This window comes from Pseudomonas sp. UBA3153 (assembly GCF_002364635.1).
Taxonomy (GTDB): domain Bacteria; phylum Pseudomonadota; class Gammaproteobacteria; order Pseudomonadales; family Pseudomonadaceae; genus Pseudomonas_O; species Pseudomonas_O kuykendallii.
The window spans coordinates 49,907-69,091 of sequence record NZ_DEYR01000093.1 but is presented as its reverse complement, the minus strand read 5'-3'; the positions used below and the strand labels follow the sequence as shown (position 1 = coordinate 69,091).

Genomic DNA, 19,185 nt, shown 5'->3' with positions numbered 1-19,185 from the left:
GGGGTTTATGGAGCGGATACAAAGGAAACCAATTACCGACTGGCAAAAAGATTTGGTGTTTCCATCAAGCGAATCAAGCGTGCGAGAGCGGAGCTGAAGATCCCAGAGTCAAAGATCAGTCGTGAGCGTTTCAAACCACTGGAGGACATTTGGACCAGCGAAGCCATAGCTCTACTGGGGATGATGCCGGATACAGAAGTCGCTGACCGTTTAGGCATCAGTAATTTTCCGGTCAAAAAAATGCGTAGGGAGCTTGGAATACAAGCGTACAAGCGACCTTTGCCCGAAATGACACCCGAAATTATCTCGGAATTCGGGGGCCTTTCCGACGCAGAGATCGCCCGCCGGCTCAGCGTGTCGGTGAGCTATATCCGCAGGGCGCGGATAAATATGGAGAAGGGCAGCCAGCAATAGACGCAGGTCCGACTCTGATAGAGGGATAGGCAGCCAAATGGAGTGTCTGGCTGCGTCTTACCGGCTCATGTTGTCTCCAGCGCTGCGCGCATCCATTTCGGCATTCTGCAGGCCACTATTTTGCTAAGGTCTTCGGGGCTGAGAGCTTTTTTGATTACAGCAACACACTCCGGCGTAGTACCACCTTTGCCGAGATAAAACAGAGCGCTGATGGTCATCCCCACTTTGGTTCCTGCGCACTGCATCACCATCGGAGCAGCATGCACGAGCCTGATCTCGGCCTTCCCCATAAATAGCGATCGGCTGGGGCCGCTCGTGTAATAGATCGGAATGACTGGCATCTGTGTACTCAGCCCGAATCGCCTCACGGCATCAGCGCCGTGGATCTGTAGCTTCCAACGGTTCTGCCTGGCAATCAGATTCACCAAGTCCCAAGGCCCAGGACGATGAACCCGACCGGTGTACTGGCTGTATTTCGGCCGCATGTAGATGCCACGATACACACGCTCAAGCTCGCCACGGCGAACAAGTTGGGCGACTGCCTTGGAGATGGCCGAGCTCGAACCAAGCTCTGCAAGACACCTGATGCTGAAAGGCCTCCCCTTGCGCAGATGCTTCAGCCGCTGCGCGACGAGGTGAGACACCGGCAGTTCAAAATCTGGGAGGGACATCGCTATCGAGTCGACTCCAGCGACGAGCAGAGCAGCGGCTGGTGGAAGGCGATCACCCGCCGTCGGTATTCATCTTCAAGCGCTTCGTTTACCAGACATTCCTCAAGGCGCCCCAGCGAGAAAATCTGGTCGGCAGATGGATAGTGCCTGAGCAGGCTTTTCGCATAGCTGCGGATATCCTGCGGTAGCCCCGAATGATGGGAGAGCTCACGCAGGAACTCCTCTGTTTTGACGATGGCGCGTGTTCTTTCATAAGGAAGAGTCAATCTCGTTATCTCCTGGTCATGAACTCAAAGTCCCGGATAGCTGGCTCACCATCGTCCACCATACAGCGCGTAGTTCAGCGCTGCGGCCATTGGGAGATCCCATACGGCCCAATCCTGATCAGCACCTGCGATCATGATCGCGCTCCGTCTCGGCCTCCTGTTGTTCCATCCACTTGGCCAGGCCCCACATCGTGGTTCCCAGCGCCAGCAGGAGCCAAAGAAACCATTGCGGAATTTGATATTGGGCGCTTAGCAAGAGGCCAGCACCACCGCAAAGCATAACCACGAAAAACCATCTCATCAGCGTGCGCTCCCGATTACTTAAGAGACACGGTAACTCGATGTTCCGCTGCGCTAACGCAGATGCCGCAAATTTCGTCAGCTCCCAGATTGGGAAATGAGGATGAAAAATTTATGGATTTCCGACGCAGCCGTCCTACTGCCGTAAAATCTGGCCTGGCCACTTGGGAATAGCGTGAGCATGGCTGAATGACGCGTCCTTGCTCCGCTGCTCGTAGTGGAGGGGACAGCGATGAGCACCCACAATGTTCATCGCCACTACGGGTCACCAACGTACAGGGGAGCCCCAGGAGGGACTATGGATTGCCAGCCATCTGTCTAGCGTAATGGCGATCGCTGAGGTCTTTCTTGGGGTCAGCTTTGACCCAGCGCTCAGATCTATTGCAGTTCGTGCAGGTCAGTATCTGCTTATCTGGGCTGAGGCTGTATAGGAGACTCTCGGAGCCGACTTTCACCTTCAATCCAACATCTGAGACCTCAAACCCTGGTACTTCTTGCCCGATACGGTCCATGGATTCAAATCGAAACGACCAGCGTTTAATATGGCTTTTGCGCCAGATAGTCATGATGATCAGGGGATCTTGTTTCGATGTCCTTTGATAAACCCAATCCCCTTCATATGGACCTAGTTTGGTTGCTTCTTCGTCTCGCTTGGCCTGCTCATAAATTTGCTCCTTTATCTTGAGCATTTCGGCATTCAGTGCCTCTTCATCCTTAAGGGCTTGGTCTTTCAGCATCTGCTCTACGTCATAGGGCCCTTGAGGGTCATACTTCCAAACCGCTGCGTCATTGATGCCAAGCACCTTGCAGTTGAGACAATCGACACTCTGCTCATCTACATTTCGCGTGAGGGCCAAGCGCTCGGAACTATTAACATCATCAAGGAGAAGTTTTTTATCTTTTACTGAAACATTCATCTTAACCAGCGGCTTGATGCGACCGTCACTCACATCCTCCCCAAATATCTCGGCCTCATCACCGTGAACGTTGAGAACCATTACCCTCTCGCTACCGGGTATCTTATAACGATACGCACCTGTGAAATCCTCACTGCCGCAACCAGCAAGAATAGAGCTAGCAAGAGCTAATGAAACAAACCTAGAAAAGTTCCGCATAAAATCCTTTACGGTAAATCACATAATCAATGACGTACGACTAGACTGACGACTGTGGGAAAGCTAATCAGCCGCATTGCCCTGCTATTAATCGAATCTTAATGCTGTAGTCCATATGGCGTTCAGTTTCATGTAGATCCTTTGGCTTAAAGTCTCGTCGAGAAAAATTAACAATCTCCGAATCAGTGAACCCATACTCCTGCATTCTTTCCAACGTGCACGAACAGAGCGCAGGTGAGGACCCACGAGCCTTGGAAGCAGCCTCGCATCTTTTAACAAGTTGCTGAACTCCAGTTTCGCCAGCGAAGGCTACTGATTGCAAAAAAAATGCAAATGACACATAAGCAGCTATGCCAATAATCCTCATATACTTTTAACATCCTTCTATTTAACTGCTTATTTATCGGAAATTAATCGTTTGCACTGAGTTACAGCCGATTACGAAGACGGCATGTAGGAAGGCAGCCCTGCAATTCGCTGGGGTGACGTCATGCCATGAGGTCACGTTTTACCAAATTCACAATATACTGTGAAGACCAGAGATGACGCCGCCCAGATAGTCCTCCCTTTTGGGGAGTCATCTGTGGAAGTCGGATTGGCGTTCGGAAAGGTCCTGCGCAGACGGCGTGTCGAAGCAGGATTCACCCAGGAGCAATTGGCCCATGAGGCGGAATTGCAGCGTAACTACGTCAGCCTGATGGAACGGGGCATCAACCAGCCAACGATCACCACCCTGATCAAGCTAGCTAACCCCCTGGGCTGCACCGCAGCTGAGATCGTCGACGAGGTGGAAAGACTCGTTGCAGACTAACGCTGAAAACCGGCCGCCTAAAGCGATCAACGTTGGAAATGTCAGAGAAGGCATATCTGAAGACTTTGGTTTAAGGGTAGGCGGTCTCAGGATTACAGGGCTATTGAGCCCACCGCCAGCCGCTCTATACAGGGATCTTTCGAGCCCACTGCTCGATAGCGCGCTCAACTTGTTCCTTTGGCAGGTACTCCTGCTCAAGTCGTCCTCGTTCTTGCACCAGCAGATACCGATAGAAGTCCGCTTCGTCAGCCAGCAAACCAGGTGGGGCCGACTCCTGAGCTTTGGTCGGCTCGACGACTGCGCTCACCGGTGAGTGCTGTTCAAACAGCTCTTGCTCCATCAATAGTGCTTCGACTGCTGGTTGATGGAGTCTCGCTCGCCCAAGCATCAGCAGGCCCCAGGTATCCATGTCGCCCCAGTATGCGATCTGTTTCCCGGTCAGTTGCGCAGACGCCAACCACTGCAGATCGAGCCCTGAGCCCAGTACAGCCAAGGTGTCCGGTAAGGTTTCAGGCAGCAAGTGAATGCATTGCTCATTTTCCACCACGAGCAATCGTGAACCGGGAAGTGCGGTCTCGGCCAGTTCCGCAGTAGTGAGCCTAAGCCGCTTGAAGGGCAACAGCTCAGGCTGAAGAGGAACGACCAGAACCCAGTGACTGGTTTCTTCAAAGGCGTCCAGAAAAGTTGTCAGGCCTTGCTCGGACGCCGCGCCTTCGAAGCGCTCATCGAGCAGTTTGGTCAGCAAGCTGGCGTTGCGCTCAAAAAACTTGGTGTCTACGCCGTGCTCTGCAAGCAGGCGCAGTGGACGGCCTCGGGCACAGCCTGACGACAACCGGGTGGCGAGTTGCGCCGTGGCTACGACTTCTTCAGACGGCTTCGCCAGCCACAGACTGCGTTGCGCTACCAGCAGCGCATGGAAGGTACTGTCGACCTGCTCGACCAGATACTCGAGTTGAGCGTATTCCTCGCAGATCCTCGGATCATTGGTCGCGGCAATCCATTCGGAGGGGGTGCGCAGATGCCAGCGCGTCGGCAGGGGAATGGGGTCCAGCCCAGCTCGGTAGCTGACAGGTTCCCAGTCGACCTTACCCACCTTCACGCTCCGCCAGTTCTCCACATGGCGGAGCACTGCCTGAATGTTGTCAGCGAACAGGCGTGCCGAAGGCTTGCCGATGTTGAGGCTTTGCGGCCAGCTATCGGGATTGAGCAAGCGCGCCAGGCGGACGCTGGAGCGCTGCCACTGCCTGGCCAGGTTGCGGCCGATTTCAGTGGGCGACTTCATACATGGCCTTGATGCGCTGTTGATGATGCTCATCCAACGCCTCCCAGCTCAGGGAAACCAGACTGGATTCCACGCCGCGCCGATGAACGACGACTGCCGAACGCGTATGATGGCGCAACAGGCGCATTTCCTTGTTGGGCGTGATGAAGACAGCGTGCAGGCCGAACTCCCTCAGCGCCGCTATGATCCGACCGGCAACCGCATGGGAGCTGCGCGAAAACGCCTCGTCGAGCACGATGGTGCCGAATAACGGCCGGCTGCTGCCGTCGGGACAGAGCGCATAGCTGAGGGACGCGGTCAGCACATAGGAGGCGATGATCTCCTTCTCGCCACCACTACCGCCCTGAGAACCTGTTCGGGTCTCGATGACATTCCTGCTTTCGCGATCAATCACCGATACCGCGAACTCCAGGCGGAAGCGCGGATCCAGAAGTGCCTTGGCTCCCTGATTTCTGCTGTGTTCGCAGGCGTCTTTAAGCAGCCCAACGAGCTCCTGCAATGCCTTGTAATGGCTCTCGCCTTCATCATCGATGAAACGCGCCGAGTTCAATTGGCGCTGAGCGTGTTGCAAGGTGCGAAGGCTTTCATGGATGACCTTTTTCGCGACCAAGCGCAGATAGCGTCCGGGCTGAAAGTCGACACGCTGCATCGTACTGTTCAGGTCATCCAGGCGCTCCTCAATCATCGAGACTTCATGGTCGATATAGCTGAGCAACTGGGTGACGCCGTCATCCGAGGAACGATTGAGGTATTCCAGGAAGCGCTTGAGTTTCTCGGGCAGGGCTTCCTCGGTCAGCACGCGAAGACGTTCCAGATACCTGGGTACGTCCACCAGTTCTCGCCCGACCTCCGCAAGCGCCCCGGTGTCCACCTTCAGAGCGTCGGACATACGTTTGGCTAGCTCTGTTTTCTGATCGCCGAGTTTATCGCCGAGCGCTTTGAGCTGCCCTTGCAGCTCACGCGTATGCTGGCGCTCCAGCTCGACAATATCGCCGAGGTCATCTGCCGTCAGGGTCGGGAAATGCGTTTGCGCCAGTTCACGCTGCGTATCGTTCAGCCCTTTTTCGGCACCACGATAGGCCTTACGGGTAGCGGATGCGGCCTGCTCGAACTGAGTTCTCAACTGCACGCACTGCTCGATCAGTCGTTGCAACTGTTGATCCTGAGAGTCCAGCAGCGCCTCGGCTTGATCCAGTTCGGCCTTGATCATGGCAAGGTCGGAGTCGGGGCGCGTCAGGGTGTCTAGCTGTGTACGCAGCGACTGCAGCTGACGCTCGGCGCCCGGCAGATCAATATCCTCGAATTGCAGCTCTTCGACGCGTTGCAGCAGCGAAGCTTGATTCTCCAACTGACGTACATCGCCTTGGGCAGAATCCAGGGCCAGCTTGGCAGGCGCGAGCTGTTCATTGACCTCGCGAATCTGCTCAGCCAAGAAGGCCAGACGGTCGCGGTTATCGAAGCCGGTAAGCCAGTCCTCATCCAGGCGCTTCTGGTCCTGCTTGTCGAAGAAGCGTTCTTTACCCGACATCAGCCCCTGGGCTGTCATGGCGTGAGGGGTATGACGCAATTGCTCCGTGCTTTCGACGCAGTGGCGGTCATTGTCCGCCAGTAGTGCCTTTACAGCTTCTCGGTACGGATGCTCCTTAAAGCTCAGCTTGCGGGTAAACCCATCGTCGAAGAACACAGGGCGCGACGACGTCTCCTTTACCTCCAACAAGCGCACATGCAAGCGGTTATGCCGTTGGTTCACCCAACGCAGTGCGTTCTGGGATGAGCCCTGCGGCACCAGGATACGGAGCCGGTGGCTACCGATTGCCCGCTCGATGGCACCCCGCCAGGTCAGTTCCTCGGGCTTGACCTGCACCAGCTCGGCAACGAAAGGCAAGGCCAACTCATCGACGCCAAGCTCCTGCGCCAGATCACCTCGAAAAGCATGAAAATGCCCGGGCAGGTTCGAGCCTGGCCGTCTCTCAACCTCAGCACGATCCTGCTGTAAGAGCTGCAGGCGGCCATTGAGTTCCTGCTGAACGAGACCTGCATCGAACGCCTTTTGACGCGTGTCAGTAATTTGCTGGGTCAGTATTTCCAGGCGTGCCGCGATCTGCTGCTGATTCTCCTTGAGAGCAGCGGCCGATAACTCATCCGCTAGTCCAAGCCCCTTGGCCAAGCGTTGGTATTGCTCGGCTTTCAGGCGTCGCTTATCGCATTCGCGGACCCAATCAGCAATGCGCCCGCGTAATTGATCTATCCCTGCGCCACCTACTCGCAGGTAGCTCTGGCGATGTTGATCGACCACACCCTTTTGGATCTCAAGCTGACTCCTGCATTGCTCCTGATCCAGTTCGGCCTGTTTGTACTCCGTCTCAAGCCTGTTGGTTTCAGCCAACCATAGGCGATACCCCTGCTCGGCGAACCAGACTGGAAGGATGCCTTCGAGGGCTTGTTTATCTTGCAGCTGTTCTTGCAAGGCCCTGTAACGCTCCCAGCCATCGGCGACCGGTTGCAATGAGCGCTGCTGCTTTCTAGCGGTTTCCAGCTCTCGGTGGATGTCAGTTAGATCATCGAAGCTACTGGCGACCTCGGCAGCCCGCTCGAAGGCGGAGCGGTCATCCAGCACCAACTCGCGAAAGATCTCATCAATACTGTTGAGCTGCTTCAGGCCGGCAGCGCGGTTGAGCAAAGTGAAGGCGTTTTCACCGACCTCGAAGTAATCCCTGAGCCTGGCCAAGAAAGCTTTCTTGCTCGGATAAGGCCAGATACCAGTCCCATCCTTCTCCATCTGACGCAGAGCCCGCATGCCGCCTGAGTGATGCTGGCTGAGCCAATACTCCAGAGTCTGCTCGGGGGACTCGCTTAACAGCCAAAGTTTTTTCAGATCGGACGCCGAGGAGCTTGTGCCCTCGAACCAGAGCACAGCGCCCAGCCGAACCTGCGTACCGTCACGCTCGAGCGTGGCTGCAATGGCGGTTACCGTCCTACCCTGGCGAGCGACATGAGATTGCTCTACACCTCCGTCCCCAGGGCCGGTGACGCCGCGCACATAGGACACCAGATCCCGGTCACTTTCATGTCCACCCGTGGAGGCCAGGTTGTAGCGCGGGTTGGCGCACAGCAAGGTCATCAGAGCATCCACCAGCGTCGTTTTACCGCTCCCCGTCGGGCCGATCACGGCGGTGCCGGAAGGATCGATCTCGGCACGGTGATAGCCCTGAAAGCCGCCCCAGTTATAGAGTTCGATGCTGCTGAGAATGAAGGTCTCGCTGTCACGCCAGAGTAGTGCTTGCTTCACGCCTCGTCCTCCTCAGCACCGGCAGCCGGCGTAGCCGCGCCCTCCACCTGCTCGCGCAGCCAAGCCACGAGTGCCTGCAGGTTCTCCGGGTTGGCCAAGTGGGTAATGATGGGGCGGATGATGACGCGATCATGAGCGTCCAGAGCCGACACCAGACCATGCCCCTTGAGCTGATCCAGCAGTGTGATGATGCGGTTGCGCTCCTTCGCCTCGCTGCCCAGTTCGCCCAGGTAAACCTGCAATTGGGGAATCAGCTCATCAACCGCTACCAGTGCCTGACTGGCGCCCGTACCGCTCTCCTGTTCGTACGCAATGAAATGCTGTCGCAGAATGGCTATCAGCAGGGACTGCTCCAGATTCAGCCTTTGCCGACGCACAAGGGGGTGCGACCAGTCATCCTGCTCGGCTACCTCGCCCTGGCGAACGGTAACAAACACCAGCCCCCGAACCTCGTCGACCCCCATGACAAGGTCGAGGGGTTCCAGAATTCTGTCGACCGCCTCGATATTGGAAAGCGCTGAGCGATACAGGTTGGGCTTGTGACTTTCTTCCAGCAGCCCGTACTTGAGCATTTCCTGTACGGCCTCACGTACCCGTTGCGGCGTCCGGCGCTCATCGACCTGAACAGCGGCGCTCATGAGAGGCTGTTCATCATCCATGCCGTCATCCAACGCCATGGGCTCCACCGTCAGCTCCGTTTCGTCGGTGCCAGAGGCGCCTGCAATTCGATCGAAGATCCCTGCCATGCTCACAACTCCCAATCGATGTCCTTGAGTGCCTCGTGGTCGAGTCCGACATAAGGCAGATTGAAGCGCCAGCGTTGCTCATCCTCGTCAACTAGCTCCACGAGCTGACGCTCCTCTGTCAGCACCTCGATACCTGCCTCGCGCGCCATCGCCAGCCAGAGCGCAAAGGTTTCCAGGTCGTGAACAGGTGGAAGCAAAGACGCAAGCTCCACGAGACTCACGGGGCGACCCTGCTCCACCAGCACAGCCAGGGTGTCATGAATCAGCGCTTCACGATCCAGCCCGTCGAAGGCATCCCAGAAGTCATCATCAATCTGCTCCAACCCCGCAGGCTTCAAACTCAGATCCAGCTCGCCCGTATCATCGTCATCCAGAGTCTTGAAGCGGAGACGCTCGATTGCTGGGACACCGGTAATGGCTACGCCAACTGGTGGTAAACATGCAGGCTTACGGCGTTCTGACTGGCGTTGCCAGTCGACGCTGAGCGCTAGATTGAAGAAGTCGTTGAGTAACTGTCCGACGCGATGATGCTCGGCGGCCAGCCCCGTCTTCATGAAGCCACGAACATCGCGCTCGCTTCGGGCGCGCGCTTGGAGCACAGCCTGCGACTCCCGAACCAGGCGTAACGCCAGCCAGCGCAGCTCACGTTGCTGGGGACGATTCAGCGCCTTTGGAACCGCTGGATGACGAAGGATGGTGCGCAAGCGCTCACGCATGGTTTCCAGCTCAGCGGACTGCCTCAGTTGCTGCTGGAAACTTTCGAAGACACGCCCCTCCGGAGTGTTGAGTAGAGCATCTTGCCCGTCCAACAACCGATCGACGATTTCTCCACGGTGAGACTGCTCGCTGATGATGGAGTGTCGAAGGGCGCGATCCGCCTCGCGCCAAGAGTCTTCAACTCGTCGAAAGTCTGCGCGCAGGCTGGTGGCCAGGTTATATACCTCGCGTATGCCCTCTATCGCCTGCGCTTCATCCAGCACGACGACGTGGCCAGCTTCTACCTGCGCTAGCTCGTGCTCCAAATCCTGGATTCGGCGGCGCAGGCTGGCAATACGGCCAGTTGGGCTGGGGTTCAGACCCGTTTCCAGGTTTTCGATCTCGCGCTGAACCACCGAAAGGCGAGATGCCGTGGAAGTCATGATCCGACTATCCAGCGAATCGACGAACTGGATGGCGGACTCCAACGCGTCGGTTGCATAGATACGACCCTCTCGTTCTACGACCAGACGCCGCTTGATCCATTCACGAAGTTCACGACCTGCTTGGAGATGCGTTGCATCCGGGTCGATTTCGTAAAGCTCCTGGCTGGCATAAGCAGCCAGCATTTCGGACAGCGCTTGCAGCGCATCCTCCATGGGGATCCCATCATGCGCCCGCTCGAACAGCGTGCGCAGGCAGCCCAATACGAGCGGAGCACGCCGCGAGGCAAGCAAAAGCCACGCGGGGTGCTGGCTGCGGGCGGATACATAGCGTTCTGAACGCTGTTGCGCGCTTTCTTCCATGACGGCCACATCGACAAAGGTTGTCTGAGAGCGAGCTTACCAAGCTAACCCGCTGCCTCATGATACGTATTTGTCCTGGCGGGTGGGCTCCGTTTAATGGTCCGCAGGGGCGGTGTCATTTGAATAGAGTGAGTGAAAGGCCAGGCCAGTCGAGGTTTAACGATTTATTCCGGGGGCGCATGTTGGATATTGGCGATTTGGTGGAGGGTTCTGTCGTCACGAGGGTGTATTTGGCTAGTTCGGCGAAGGTGTCCCAGTGAGCGCTTGTGGCGGCTCAGTGGTTTTTGCAGGACTGCCACCGACATTCTGCGGTAATCGAGTGCAGCCACGGTGGCTACAGAGCGAAGTCTCGATAACCTATCAGTGAGCTGCTGGTGGATTAGCTGAGTGTGGCATGGGGATAGTGAATTTCCCCGGTGGTATTGCGGGATTTTCAGCTCAACAACGGCGGTGGTAGCTGGCAGGCCTGGGGCGAGTTCAAATGTCAGAAGCTGCGGCTAGAGATGACAGGCGGCGTCGTTACAGCGCTTTGAGCCCAGGAGCTTTTTGCTATTCTGTCGGCCTGTGCCGCGGGACTTCGCTGGCAACGGCTCGCCGTTGCTTCCCCCTGCGGACACCCATTCAACCGTTTCCTGGGGTCACGATGCGGAATCATGTAGTGATTGAGGACTGGGAAGGCGACGGTGCTATTCGCCTACCCGACGACGTTCTGCAGGAGATGGGCGTCGACGTTGGGGACACGCTCTACCTCCTTGAGGAGTACGTGGGTACAACCCGCTGTCTGGTGCTCAGTAAGTCACCGCGCATTCCTGATCGCGTGGATGAGCTGGTTGGCCACTGGGAGTCGTTTGGCAAGGTCTCCGCCGAGATAAACGCCAAGGACGAGTGAGCTAGCTGCCGCACTAACCTCGACGCATCTTGCACGGCCTTGGCCCCTGCGAGGGTAGAGTCTTCCACCAGAAAAGCATCGCTAACGTTGGGGCCTGCGCACTCCTGGGTTGCTTATATGTAAAAGCAACAGCAGAGGGCAACAAAACGGGTTTGTGTGGACGCGGGGGAAGCCCAAAGCGGCAGGCCTTACTGATGGTGTTAATACCTATGACCATGCTGGGCTAAGTCGCTGCCCGTAGGCCGCCAGCCGCTTGTCGAAATTCAGGTTCGGTGAGAAGGCGGCAGGACGAGCTAGGGGCTGGCTAGGTGTCAAAATCGCTGGGGCCCATTTCGTTTTTTGTGCCCGAGATAACCACCCTTAGATACCGCTAAGAGCTATAAACTGCAGGCAGCGAGATAAGGCCAAAGCCTTGCAGGACGGTACTTAGAGGCATTTTTGAACCTTTGCCGCCAACCTAAATACCTGTACCGCATTGGCCTCCGAAGGAGGGGTCGTGGGTTCGAATCCCGCCTGGTGCGCCAGTTCAAGTTTCCAGTATCGGTCGATATCTGAGAAACGCCAGAGCCCGCCACGAGCGGGCTTTTTATTGCTCGTTTTCCCTTCGATCGACAGGCTTTTTTCATTCGATATGTGATCGGCGGCTCTATGGAACTGCACCGCCTTAATTAGTCTAATTCTCCCGAAATCCAATGACTGTCATGTAACGCTGTATATATGGCTAGTGGCTGTTTGGCATCAAGTAGTTAATTCCCTCTGCAATTGGACCCGTCTATGACCCCCCAAAGCGCCCCTCGTAAAAAGGTACTGGTATATAAGTCGCAACTACTGCCTTATTCCGAGACTTTCATTCGTGAACAAACACGGTGCCTGGAAAGTTGGAGAGGAATCCTGGTCGGCGATCAGGTCATGGAGAAAGGTCTTTCCCTCGACGGGCTCGATGTCCGTGTGCTGGGCAAGAAGAACCGTGTCGTTCGCAAGTTGGTCAACACCGTCAACGAATTGCTCGACCGCCCCTCGCGTTCGGCGCTGAGCCAGTTGCGCAAGGAAGACGCCCAACTGCTGCACATCCATTTCGCCACCGAGGCGGTACGCATCTGGCCGTTGATCCGCGCATTGCAGTTGCCGACGCTGGTGACGTTGCACGGCTTCGATATCAACGTGTACCGCGAATACTGGGAGGCCGGCGGTGGCGGGCGACAGTTGAAGCGGTACCCCGAGCGTCTGCTCGAACTCGCCAACTACGAGAAGATCCACTTCCTTGCCGTGTCCGAGGCAATCAAGAAGAGCGCGATCGAGTACGGAATTCCCGAGCACAAGATCAGTGTCAGCTATATCGGCATCGACACCGACCAGTTCGTTCCGGGGCCGATTCCCATGGCCGAGCGCAAGCAGGTGCTGTTCGTCGGGCGGATGGTCGAGAAGAAGGGCTGCGAATACCTGCTCAACGCCTTCGCCGACATCCAGGACGCGTGCCCCGAGAGCGAGTTGCTGATCGTCGGCAACGGCCCGCTCGAGGCGTCGCTGAAGGCCATCGCCGAGGCGCGCGGAGTGCGGGCACGCTTTCTCGGCGCACTGCCCAGCGAGCAGATCCGCACCCTGCTGGGCAGCGCTCGGGTGCTTTGCATGCCCAGCATCACCGCCGAGAACGGCGATGCCGAGGGCCTCGGCATCGTCCTGCTGGAGGCGCAGTCGTCCGGTGTTCCGGTGATCACGTCGGCGCGCGGCGGCGCGCTGGAGGGCATCCAGCATGGCAAGACCGGGTTCGCCCACGAGGAGAAGGACGTCGAGGCGATCAAGGGCTACCTGAAAGAGATCCTGCTCAACGACGAGCTGGCCATAGCCTTCGGTATCGCCGCCCGCGAGCATTGCGTGAACAACATGAACATCAAATCCTGCATGCGTGTTCTCGAGGGTTACTACGACACCTATTCGCGCGCATTCGGGCGCTCCTCCGCGGCAGAGGCGAGCCTGGTGACATCCGCCTCGCGCTGACCTGCACCGTTCGACGACAAAGCCCGCCTTGCGCGGGCTTTGTCGTTTCCGCGCGGGCGATTGCGCCAGGTCGGACCACGCTGTCGCCGACGCCCCGAGCTGGTATGGTTCGGCCTCCAGTCCATCGGAGAACCCGCATGCTTTCGAAGAAAACCCATTGCGCCTGGCTGCTGCCTGTCGCCCTGCTCGCCGGTTGTGCCAGCCATGACGAGGCGCCGTCCGCCGCGTTGCAGCCCGCGGCCACGCCTCCTGCCGAGACCTGCACGGCTAGCGCGGTGCAGTCGCTGATCGGGCATCCGGTCAATCCCGCCGTTCTCGAGCAGGCCCGCCTGCAAGCCGGCGCGCAGCGCGCTCGGGTGCTCAGGCCGGGAACCGCGGTGACGCTCGAATACGACTCCCAGCGGCTGAACCTGGATACCGACGACGCCGACCTGATCACCCGCGCCTCCTGCGGCTGAACCGGACACAGGGACGCCTTCAACGCAGGGAGTGAGCGCAGGTGCCGTCTTTCCAACCGAATCGCGTGCTGCCGTGGTTGCCGTTCCTGGTGATCGCCGCGGTACTCGCGCTGTACCTCAGCCAGCCCCTGCCGTTGCTGGCAGTGCGCAATGCAGTGTTCGACCAGTACCAGCGCTGGCAGCCGCGGGTTTACCGCGACGCGCCGGTGCGTATCGTCGATCTCGACGAGCAGAGCCTGGCGCGGATCGGCCAGTGGCCCTGGCCGCGCACGCGGGTGGCGGAGCTGGTGGAGCGTCTGCAGCAGGCCGGCGCGGCGGCGATCGTGTTCGACGTGCTGTTCGCCGAGCCCGACCGCACCTCCCCGTCCGCGCTCCTGCGCGACACGCCTCTTCCTCCCGCCGTGAGCGCCGAGCTGGCGCGGCTGCCGGACAACGACGAGATGCTCGCCGGCGCGCTGCGCAACGGCGGCGTGGTGCTGGGCTTTGCCGCCGAGCGCGGCGAATCCCGCGGCGAGCTGCCGGCAAGCCGCTTCGGTAGCGTACTGCAGGGGGCTTCGCCGTTGCCCTGGCTGCCGGCGTTCGGCGGCACCGTCGCGGCGCTGCCCGCGCTGCAACGGGCGGCGGCCGGCAACGGCAGCATGACCTTTCTCCCCGACGCCGACGGCGTGGTGCGCCGCGTGCCGTTGTTCCTGCGGGTTGGCGACACCCTCCTGCCGTCGCTGGTGGCCGAAGCGCTGCGGGTCGGCCAGGGCGCACGCAGCTACCGGCTGCGGGTCGACGAGGACAGCGGGATCGAGCAGATCGAGGTCGGCGCCGCGCGGATTCCGACCAGCGCCAGCGGCGAGATGTGGGTGCATTTCACCGAGCATCGACCTTCGCGCAGCCTGACGGCCTGGCAGGTGCTGGCCGGCGAGGCTCCGGCCTCGGCGCTGGCCGGTGCCATCGTGCTGATCGGCACCTCGGCGCAGGGCCTGCAGGACCTGCGCTTCAGTCCGCTGGGCGGAATCATTCCGGGCGTCGAGGTGCATGCCCAGGCGCTGGAACAGGTGCTCGGCGGCGACTACCTGACCCGTCCCGGCTGGGCGATGGCGGTGGAAACCGTGCTGGTGCTGCTCGGCGGGATACTTCTCAGCCTGCTCGCCCTGCGCAGTCGCGCGCTGGTGTCGACACTGGTCGGCGGTGCGGTCCTGCTCGCGTTGAACGCCGCCGGCTGGCTGGCGTTCGCCCGCTACCAGTTGCTGCTCGACCTGTTCGTACCCTCGCTCGGGCTGGGCGTGGTGTTCATCGTTGCCAGCATCGTCCGGCACATGGCCGCCGAGCGCGAGCAGCGCTGGGTGCGCGAGGCGTTCTCCCGCTACGTGTCGCCGAACCTGGTGGCGCACCTGATGAAGAATCCCGGGCAGTTGCAACTGGGCGGCCAGCGGCAGCAGTGCAGCTTCGTCTTCACCGACCTGACCGGCTACACCCGGTTGATGGAAAGCCAGCCGGCGGAAGAGGCGGTGGGCCTGCTCAACGATTACCTGGAGGGCATCATCCGCATCGCCTTCGCGCATGACGGCACCCTCGACCGGATCGTCGGCGACGCCGTGGCGATCATGTTTTCCGCGCCCGTGCCGCAGGCCGATCATCCGGCCCGCGCGCTGGCTTGCGGCCAGGCCATCCAGCGTTTCACCGAGGACTACGCCGCCGCCCTGCAAGCCAGCGGCACGCCGTTCGGGCTGACGCGCATCGGTGTGCACAGCGGCGAAGTGGTGGTCGGCAACTTCGGAGGCTCGGCGATCTTCGATTACCGCGCGCTGGGCGACCCGGTGAACACCGCCTCGCGCCTGGAAAGCCTGAACCAGCACATCGGCACCACGCTGTGCGTGTCCGCGGCGATCCGCGAGCACTGCCCATGGGCACCCATGCGGGCGGTCGGAAGCGTGGTGCTGAAAGGCAAGAGCGAGCCGGTGGCGGTGTTCGAACCGCTGCGCGGCGAGGCGGCAGATGAACAGTACGACGCGGCTTTCGCCCTGCTGGAGCAGGACCCGGCCGGCGCCCTAGAGGCCTTCGAGGCGCTGCATGCCACGCGACCGGACGACGGCCTGGTGGCTTTCCACCTGCACCGGCTGCGCGCCGGCGAACGCGGCGCGCAGTGGGCGATGACACGCAAGTAAGGCGTTAGCGGACCAGCACTTCGACGCGGCGGTTCTTCGGCTCCGCGGTGTCGTCGGGCGTCTTCACCAGCAGGTTGCGTTCGCCGTGGGAGGTGACCACCAGCTCCAGCACCTGCACGCCGTTGTCGCGCAACAGCTTGGCGATGGTTTCCGCGCGTTTCTGGCCGATCTTCTCGTTCCACGCCGCGCCGCTCTCGGTGTCGGTGTGGCCGATCACCGACACCGCCGACGGGCCTCGGGAGATGATCGTCTTGAGCACTTCCTGCAGCGCCAGCTTGGATTCGTCGGTGAGCACCGCGCCGCCGGACTTGAAGTACAGCAGGTAGCTCACTGGCAGCGCCGGCTGCGCGTTCAGCGCGGGGGTGAAATCCGCCGCGATGCGCTGTGGCTCCACGGGCACTGCGGTCTGGGCTGCCTTGCCGTCGAGCATCACGCCCTGCTGCTTCTGGTTGACCAGCGTGGTGCCTTGGGCGGTACTGACGGTGATCGCGCCGGTGCTGCCATCCGGGCTTTCCATCAGCACCACGTAGGACGAAGGCTTGCTGGCGCAGCCGCTGGCGAGCAGCGCGAACAGCAGCAGGCCGAACAGGCGAGTCATCATCGGCCTGCCTCCTCGACCTTGACCAGGAAATGCGTGCCGCGCACGCCGATGGTGCCGGTCGGCGTATGCACCTCGACCGCTTCCGGCTTGAGCTTGGCGATCACCCCGGAGATGTAGTTCAGCGTTCCGCGGCTGATGTTGGCGTTGAGCTTGAGATCGCCCTTGGCCGGCTCGTAGAGGTATTCGTCGACCTTAAGTTCGCTGTTCGGGCCGAAGGACATCAGCGTGCTGTCCTCGAAGGTCACGCCGAGCGTGCCGGCCGGCCCGGTGCGCAGGCTGGAGCCGACCTGCAGCGGCATGCCGGCGCTCGCCGGCCGGGCGACGCCATCGGTCACGACGAAGGCTTCTCCGCTGACTTTCATCACGTAGCCGATGGGCTTGTCGCCAGGTTCTTCCGCGTGGGCGAGGCAGGCGACGAGGAGCAGGCCGGCGAGCGTGCGGGGTGAGGTCTTTTTATTGAAAAGCATATAACCTCCAGTGAGTGGGTCAGAGTCCGCGACGACGGACATCGGCAGTACGGCCCGTAACTCGAACGCGCCGCAGCACCAGGCTGCAGGCCGGAGAATACGGGCCGTCGATGAGGAGCAGATTGCAGTATGACATCATGGATATTCAAGTTCAGATTCCAGAGCTGGACGGTCTTGCTGGCGGGGTTTTTCGTCCTGCAGATGCTGCCGATCCTGGCCCTGAATCTGGGCGTCGATCCGAAGCAGGCGCTGCTGCTTTCGTTCCTCTGCGTGCTGGTGACTCTGCCCACCGTGCTGTTCGGCTTCCGCAGCATGAACCGCACCATCGATACCCTGGCCGAAGACACCCGGCTGATCCGCGATCTCGACTTTTCCGGAAGGCTGCCGCAGGAGTCTGTGTTCTTCGAGGTGGACAGCCTGAGCCGCAACCACGCCGAGATGAAGGCCGCGCTGCAGCGCCAGACGCGGACCCTGCAGGAAACCCAGCACAAGCTCTCCAGCCTGGTGGAAAACGGCCTGCTGCTCTCCTCCGAGCGCGACCGCACCGCGCTGCTGCGGCACATCCTGCTTGAAGGCAAGCGCATCTGTAACGCCGATGCCGCGACCATGTACCTGAAGACCGAGCACGACAGCCTGCGCTTCGCGCTGCGCTCGATGGACGATGCGCTGCCGTCCTTCGAGATTCCGCTGCACGACCCGCTCAGCGGCGCGCCCAACGAAAAACACGTGTCCACCTACGTGGCGTTGCACAACGAGGCGGTGCTGATCGACGACGTCTACGGCGAGACCCGTTTCGACCTCAGCGGCACGCGTCACTACGACAGCGAGTCCGGCTACCGCACCGTGTCGATGCTCGCGGTGCCCCTGGCGCCGCGGCAGGGAGAGGTGATCGGCGTGCTGCAGTTCATGAACGCCATCGACCCACAGAGCGGCGATGTGATTGCCTTTCCACGTCAGGTCCTGAGCTTCGTCGAGGCGCTCGCCTCGCAGTCGGCGATGGCGCTGGAGAACCACAACCTGATCGATGCGCAGAAGGTTCTGATCGATTCGATGATCGAGATCCTCGCCGGCGCCATCGATGCCAAGAGCCCTTACACCGGTGGACACTGCGAGCGCGTGCCGGACCTGGCGATCATGCTCGCCGAAGAGGCTTGCAAGGTCAGCGAAGGGCCGCTGGCGGACTTCAACTTCGCCAGCGCCGACGAGTGGCGCGAGTTCCGCATCGGTGCCTGGCTGCACGACTGCGGCAAGATCACCACGCCCGAGCATGTGGTGGACAAGGCGACCAAACTGGAAACCGTCTACAACCGCATCCACGAGGTGCGCATGCGCTTCGAGGTACTGCTGCGCGATGCCGACATCGCCCGCCTGGAAGCGCTGCGCGAGGGAGAGGACGAGGCGCGGGTGGAGGCGCGATATCGGGACGAAGTGGCCCAGCTGCACGCGGATTTCGCCATCGTCGCCGAATGCAACATCGGTGGCGAGCTGATGGCCGAGGAACGCATCGAGGCGCTGCGACGCCTCTCCGAGCGCCGCTGGGTCCGCCACTTCGACGACCGCCTGGGGCTCTCGCACGGCGAGCTCGAGCGTCTGCAGGCGGTTCCGGTGCAGCCGCTGCCGACGGTCGAACAGTTGCTCGCGGACAAGCCGGCGCACCTGCTGCCGCGCCCGCCGGGTAAAGCGCTGGACCCGAAATACGGCTTCAAGATCAACGTCCCCGAGCACCTGTACAACCATGGCGAGCTCTACAACCTGAGCATCAGCCGCGGCACCCTGACCGAGGAGGAGCGCTTCAAGGTCAACGAGCACATCATCCAGACCATCGTGATGCTCGAGAACCTGGCGCTGCCGGCCAACCTCAAGCGCGTGCCGGAGTACGCCGGCACCCATCACGAGACACTGCTGGGCACCGGCTACCCGCGGCAGCTGGACCGCAACAGCCTGTCGATTCCGGCGCGGATCATGGCGATCGCCGACGTCTTCGAGGCGCTGACGGCTTCGGACCGGCCGTACAAGAAAGCCAAGACGCTCTCCGAGTCGATCCGCATCCTCGCCAACCTGCGCGACAAGGGCCATATCGATGCGGACCTGTTCGCGCTGTTCCTGCGCGCCGGCCTGCACCTGCGCTATGGCGCGCGCTACCTGCACGCCGAGCAGATGGACGAGGTGGATGTCGAGGCGTATCTGGGGGCCTGCGCGGCCTGACGACGCTGCGCCGTCAGG

Annotated in this window: 16 protein-coding genes; 7 read left to right on the top strand and 9 right to left on the bottom strand. The window is 60.2% G+C overall.

Annotation, left to right across the window (positions count from 1 at the left end; all coding sequences use genetic code 11):
- Nucleotides 1–414, top strand: a 414-nt coding sequence (locus B2X67_RS19015) for a hypothetical protein (RefSeq protein ID WP_286786464.1), incomplete at its 5' end; no start/stop codon positions are given.
- Nucleotides 415–479: 65 nt separating this feature from the next.
- Here B2X67_RS19015 and B2X67_RS19010 read toward each other — a convergent pair.
- From B2X67_RS19010 to B2X67_RS19000, 3 genes are all read right to left on the bottom strand, one after another.
- Nucleotides 480–1,085, bottom strand: coding sequence for a DUF6088 family protein (locus tag B2X67_RS19010; protein ID WP_023123779.1), 606 nt, complete (start codon nt 1,083–1,085; stop codon nt 480–482).
- 2 nt (nt 1,086–1,087) lie between these two features.
- A complete protein-coding gene (locus B2X67_RS19005; RefSeq protein ID WP_023123778.1) occupies nt 1,088–1,351 on the bottom strand; it encodes a BPSL0761 family protein in 264 nt (87 codons plus the stop codon).
- A 596-nt stretch (nt 1,352–1,947) separates the two neighbouring features.
- Nucleotides 1,948–2,649 carry a hypothetical protein gene (locus B2X67_RS19000; protein WP_079383150.1) on the bottom strand — a complete coding sequence of 234 codons (702 nt, stop codon included), beginning with the start codon at nt 2,647–2,649 and terminating at the stop codon, nt 1,948–1,950.
- Nucleotides 2,650–3,349: 700 nt separating this feature from the next.
- Here B2X67_RS19000 and B2X67_RS18995 point away from each other — a divergent pair.
- Complete coding sequence (locus B2X67_RS18995; protein ID WP_023131004.1) at nt 3,350–3,577, top strand: helix-turn-helix domain-containing protein; 228 nt, start codon at nt 3,350–3,352, stop codon at nt 3,575–3,577.
- 124 nt (nt 3,578–3,701) lie between these two features.
- On the opposite strand, the gene B2X67_RS18990 is transcribed toward B2X67_RS18995, so the two are convergent.
- From B2X67_RS18990 to B2X67_RS18975, 4 genes are read right to left on the bottom strand one after another with little or no spacing between them, the layout of a single operon-like run.
- Entirely contained in the window at nt 3,702–4,892 is a 1,191-nt protein-coding gene (locus tag B2X67_RS18990; protein ID WP_228294373.1) for a Wadjet anti-phage system protein JetD domain-containing protein, read from the bottom strand.
- Nucleotides 4,843–8,148, bottom strand: a complete 3,306-nt coding sequence (locus B2X67_RS18985) for an ATP-binding protein (RefSeq protein WP_150548045.1) — start codon at nt 8,146–8,148, stop codon at nt 4,843–4,845. The genes B2X67_RS18990 and B2X67_RS18985 overlap by 50 nt, the downstream gene beginning before the upstream one ends.
- Nucleotides 8,145–8,894: a DUF4194 domain-containing protein gene (locus B2X67_RS18980; RefSeq protein ID WP_172970648.1), complete on the bottom strand. Its 750-nt coding sequence runs from the start codon at nt 8,892–8,894 to the stop codon at nt 8,145–8,147. Before B2X67_RS18980 ends, B2X67_RS18985 begins: the two co-directional genes overlap by 4 nt.
- 2 nt (nt 8,895–8,896) lie before the next feature.
- Nucleotides 8,897–10,396: a DUF3375 domain-containing protein gene (locus B2X67_RS18975; protein WP_150548044.1), complete on the bottom strand. Its 1,500-nt coding sequence runs from the start codon at nt 10,394–10,396 to the stop codon at nt 8,897–8,899.
- Nucleotides 10,397–11,039: 643 nt separating this feature from the next.
- Between B2X67_RS18975 and B2X67_RS18970 the strand changes: the two genes are divergently transcribed.
- The 4 genes from B2X67_RS18970 (at nt 11,040) to B2X67_RS18955 (ending at nt 15,894) form a co-directional block, all read left to right on the top strand.
- Nucleotides 11,040–11,285: a hypothetical protein gene (locus B2X67_RS18970; protein WP_023103838.1), complete on the top strand. Its 246-nt coding sequence runs from the start codon at nt 11,040–11,042 to the stop codon at nt 11,283–11,285.
- 909 nt (nt 11,286–12,194) lie between these two features.
- Complete coding sequence (locus B2X67_RS18965) at nt 12,195–13,280, top strand: glycosyltransferase (RefSeq protein ID WP_286786463.1); 1,086 nt, start codon at nt 12,195–12,197, stop codon at nt 13,278–13,280.
- A gap of 137 nt (nt 13,281–13,417) precedes the next feature.
- Nucleotides 13,418–13,738 (top strand): I78 family peptidase inhibitor, encoded by a 321-nt coding sequence (locus B2X67_RS18960; RefSeq protein ID WP_273230865.1) that lies wholly within the window; start codon nt 13,418–13,420, stop codon nt 13,736–13,738.
- Nucleotides 13,739–13,779: 41 nt separating this feature from the next.
- Nucleotides 13,780–15,894, top strand: coding sequence for a CHASE2 domain-containing protein (locus tag B2X67_RS18955; protein ID WP_286786462.1), 2,115 nt, complete (start codon nt 13,780–13,782; stop codon nt 15,892–15,894).
- 4 nt (nt 15,895–15,898) lie between these two features.
- On the opposite strand, the gene B2X67_RS18950 is transcribed toward B2X67_RS18955, so the two are convergent.
- Both B2X67_RS18950 and B2X67_RS18945 read right to left on the bottom strand, forming a co-directional pair.
- On the bottom strand, nt 15,899–16,495 hold the full coding sequence (locus B2X67_RS18950) for an OmpA family protein (RefSeq protein WP_273230869.1): 597 nt from the start codon (nt 16,493–16,495) through the stop codon (nt 15,899–15,901).
- The gene (locus tag B2X67_RS18945; protein ID WP_286786461.1) at nt 16,492–16,962 is read right to left on the bottom strand and encodes a FecR family protein; all 471 of its coding nucleotides are present in this window, start codon (nt 16,960–16,962) and stop codon (nt 16,492–16,494) included. Before B2X67_RS18945 ends, B2X67_RS18950 begins: the two co-directional genes overlap by 4 nt.
- Nucleotides 16,963–17,091: 129 nt before the next feature.
- Between B2X67_RS18945 and B2X67_RS18940 the strand changes: the two genes are divergently transcribed.
- Nucleotides 17,092–19,167, top strand: coding sequence for an HD domain-containing phosphohydrolase (locus B2X67_RS18940; RefSeq protein WP_286786460.1), 2,076 nt, complete (start codon nt 17,092–17,094; stop codon nt 19,165–19,167).
- Nucleotides 19,168–19,185: the final 18 nt, after the last annotated feature.

Excerpts from the sequence above, each read along its gene's own strand:
- B2X67_RS19010 (WP_023123779.1), bottom strand. The coding sequence starts at position 1,085 with ATGTCCCTCCCAGATTTTGAACTGCCGGTGTCTCACCTCGTCGCGCAG.
- B2X67_RS19000 (WP_079383150.1), bottom strand. The coding sequence starts at position 2,649 with ATGGTTCTCAACGTTCACGGTGATGAGGCCGAGATATTTGGGGAGGAT.
- B2X67_RS18990 (WP_228294373.1), bottom strand. The coding sequence starts at position 4,892 with ATGAGCATCATCAACAGCGCATCAAGGCCATGTATGAAGTCGCCCACT.
- B2X67_RS18980 (WP_172970648.1), bottom strand. The coding sequence starts at position 8,894 with ATGGCAGGGATCTTCGATCGAATTGCAGGCGCCTCTGGCACCGACGAA.
- B2X67_RS18975 (WP_150548044.1), bottom strand. The coding sequence starts at position 10,396 with ATGGAAGAAAGCGCGCAACAGCGTTCAGAACGCTATGTATCCGCCCGC.
- B2X67_RS18970 (WP_023103838.1), top strand. The coding sequence starts at position 11,040 with ATGCGGAATCATGTAGTGATTGAGGACTGGGAAGGCGACGGTGCTATT.
- B2X67_RS18965 (WP_286786463.1), top strand. The coding sequence starts at position 12,195 with ATGGAGAAAGGTCTTTCCCTCGACGGGCTCGATGTCCGTGTGCTGGGC.
- B2X67_RS18960 (WP_273230865.1), top strand. The coding sequence starts at position 13,418 with ATGCTTTCGAAGAAAACCCATTGCGCCTGGCTGCTGCCTGTCGCCCTG.
- B2X67_RS18950 (WP_273230869.1), bottom strand. The coding sequence starts at position 16,495 with ATGATGACTCGCCTGTTCGGCCTGCTGCTGTTCGCGCTGCTCGCCAGC.
- B2X67_RS18945 (WP_286786461.1), bottom strand. The coding sequence starts at position 16,962 with ATGCTTTTCAATAAAAAGACCTCACCCCGCACGCTCGCCGGCCTGCTC.
- B2X67_RS18940 (WP_286786460.1), top strand. The coding sequence starts at position 17,092 with ATGACATCATGGATATTCAAGTTCAGATTCCAGAGCTGGACGGTCTTG.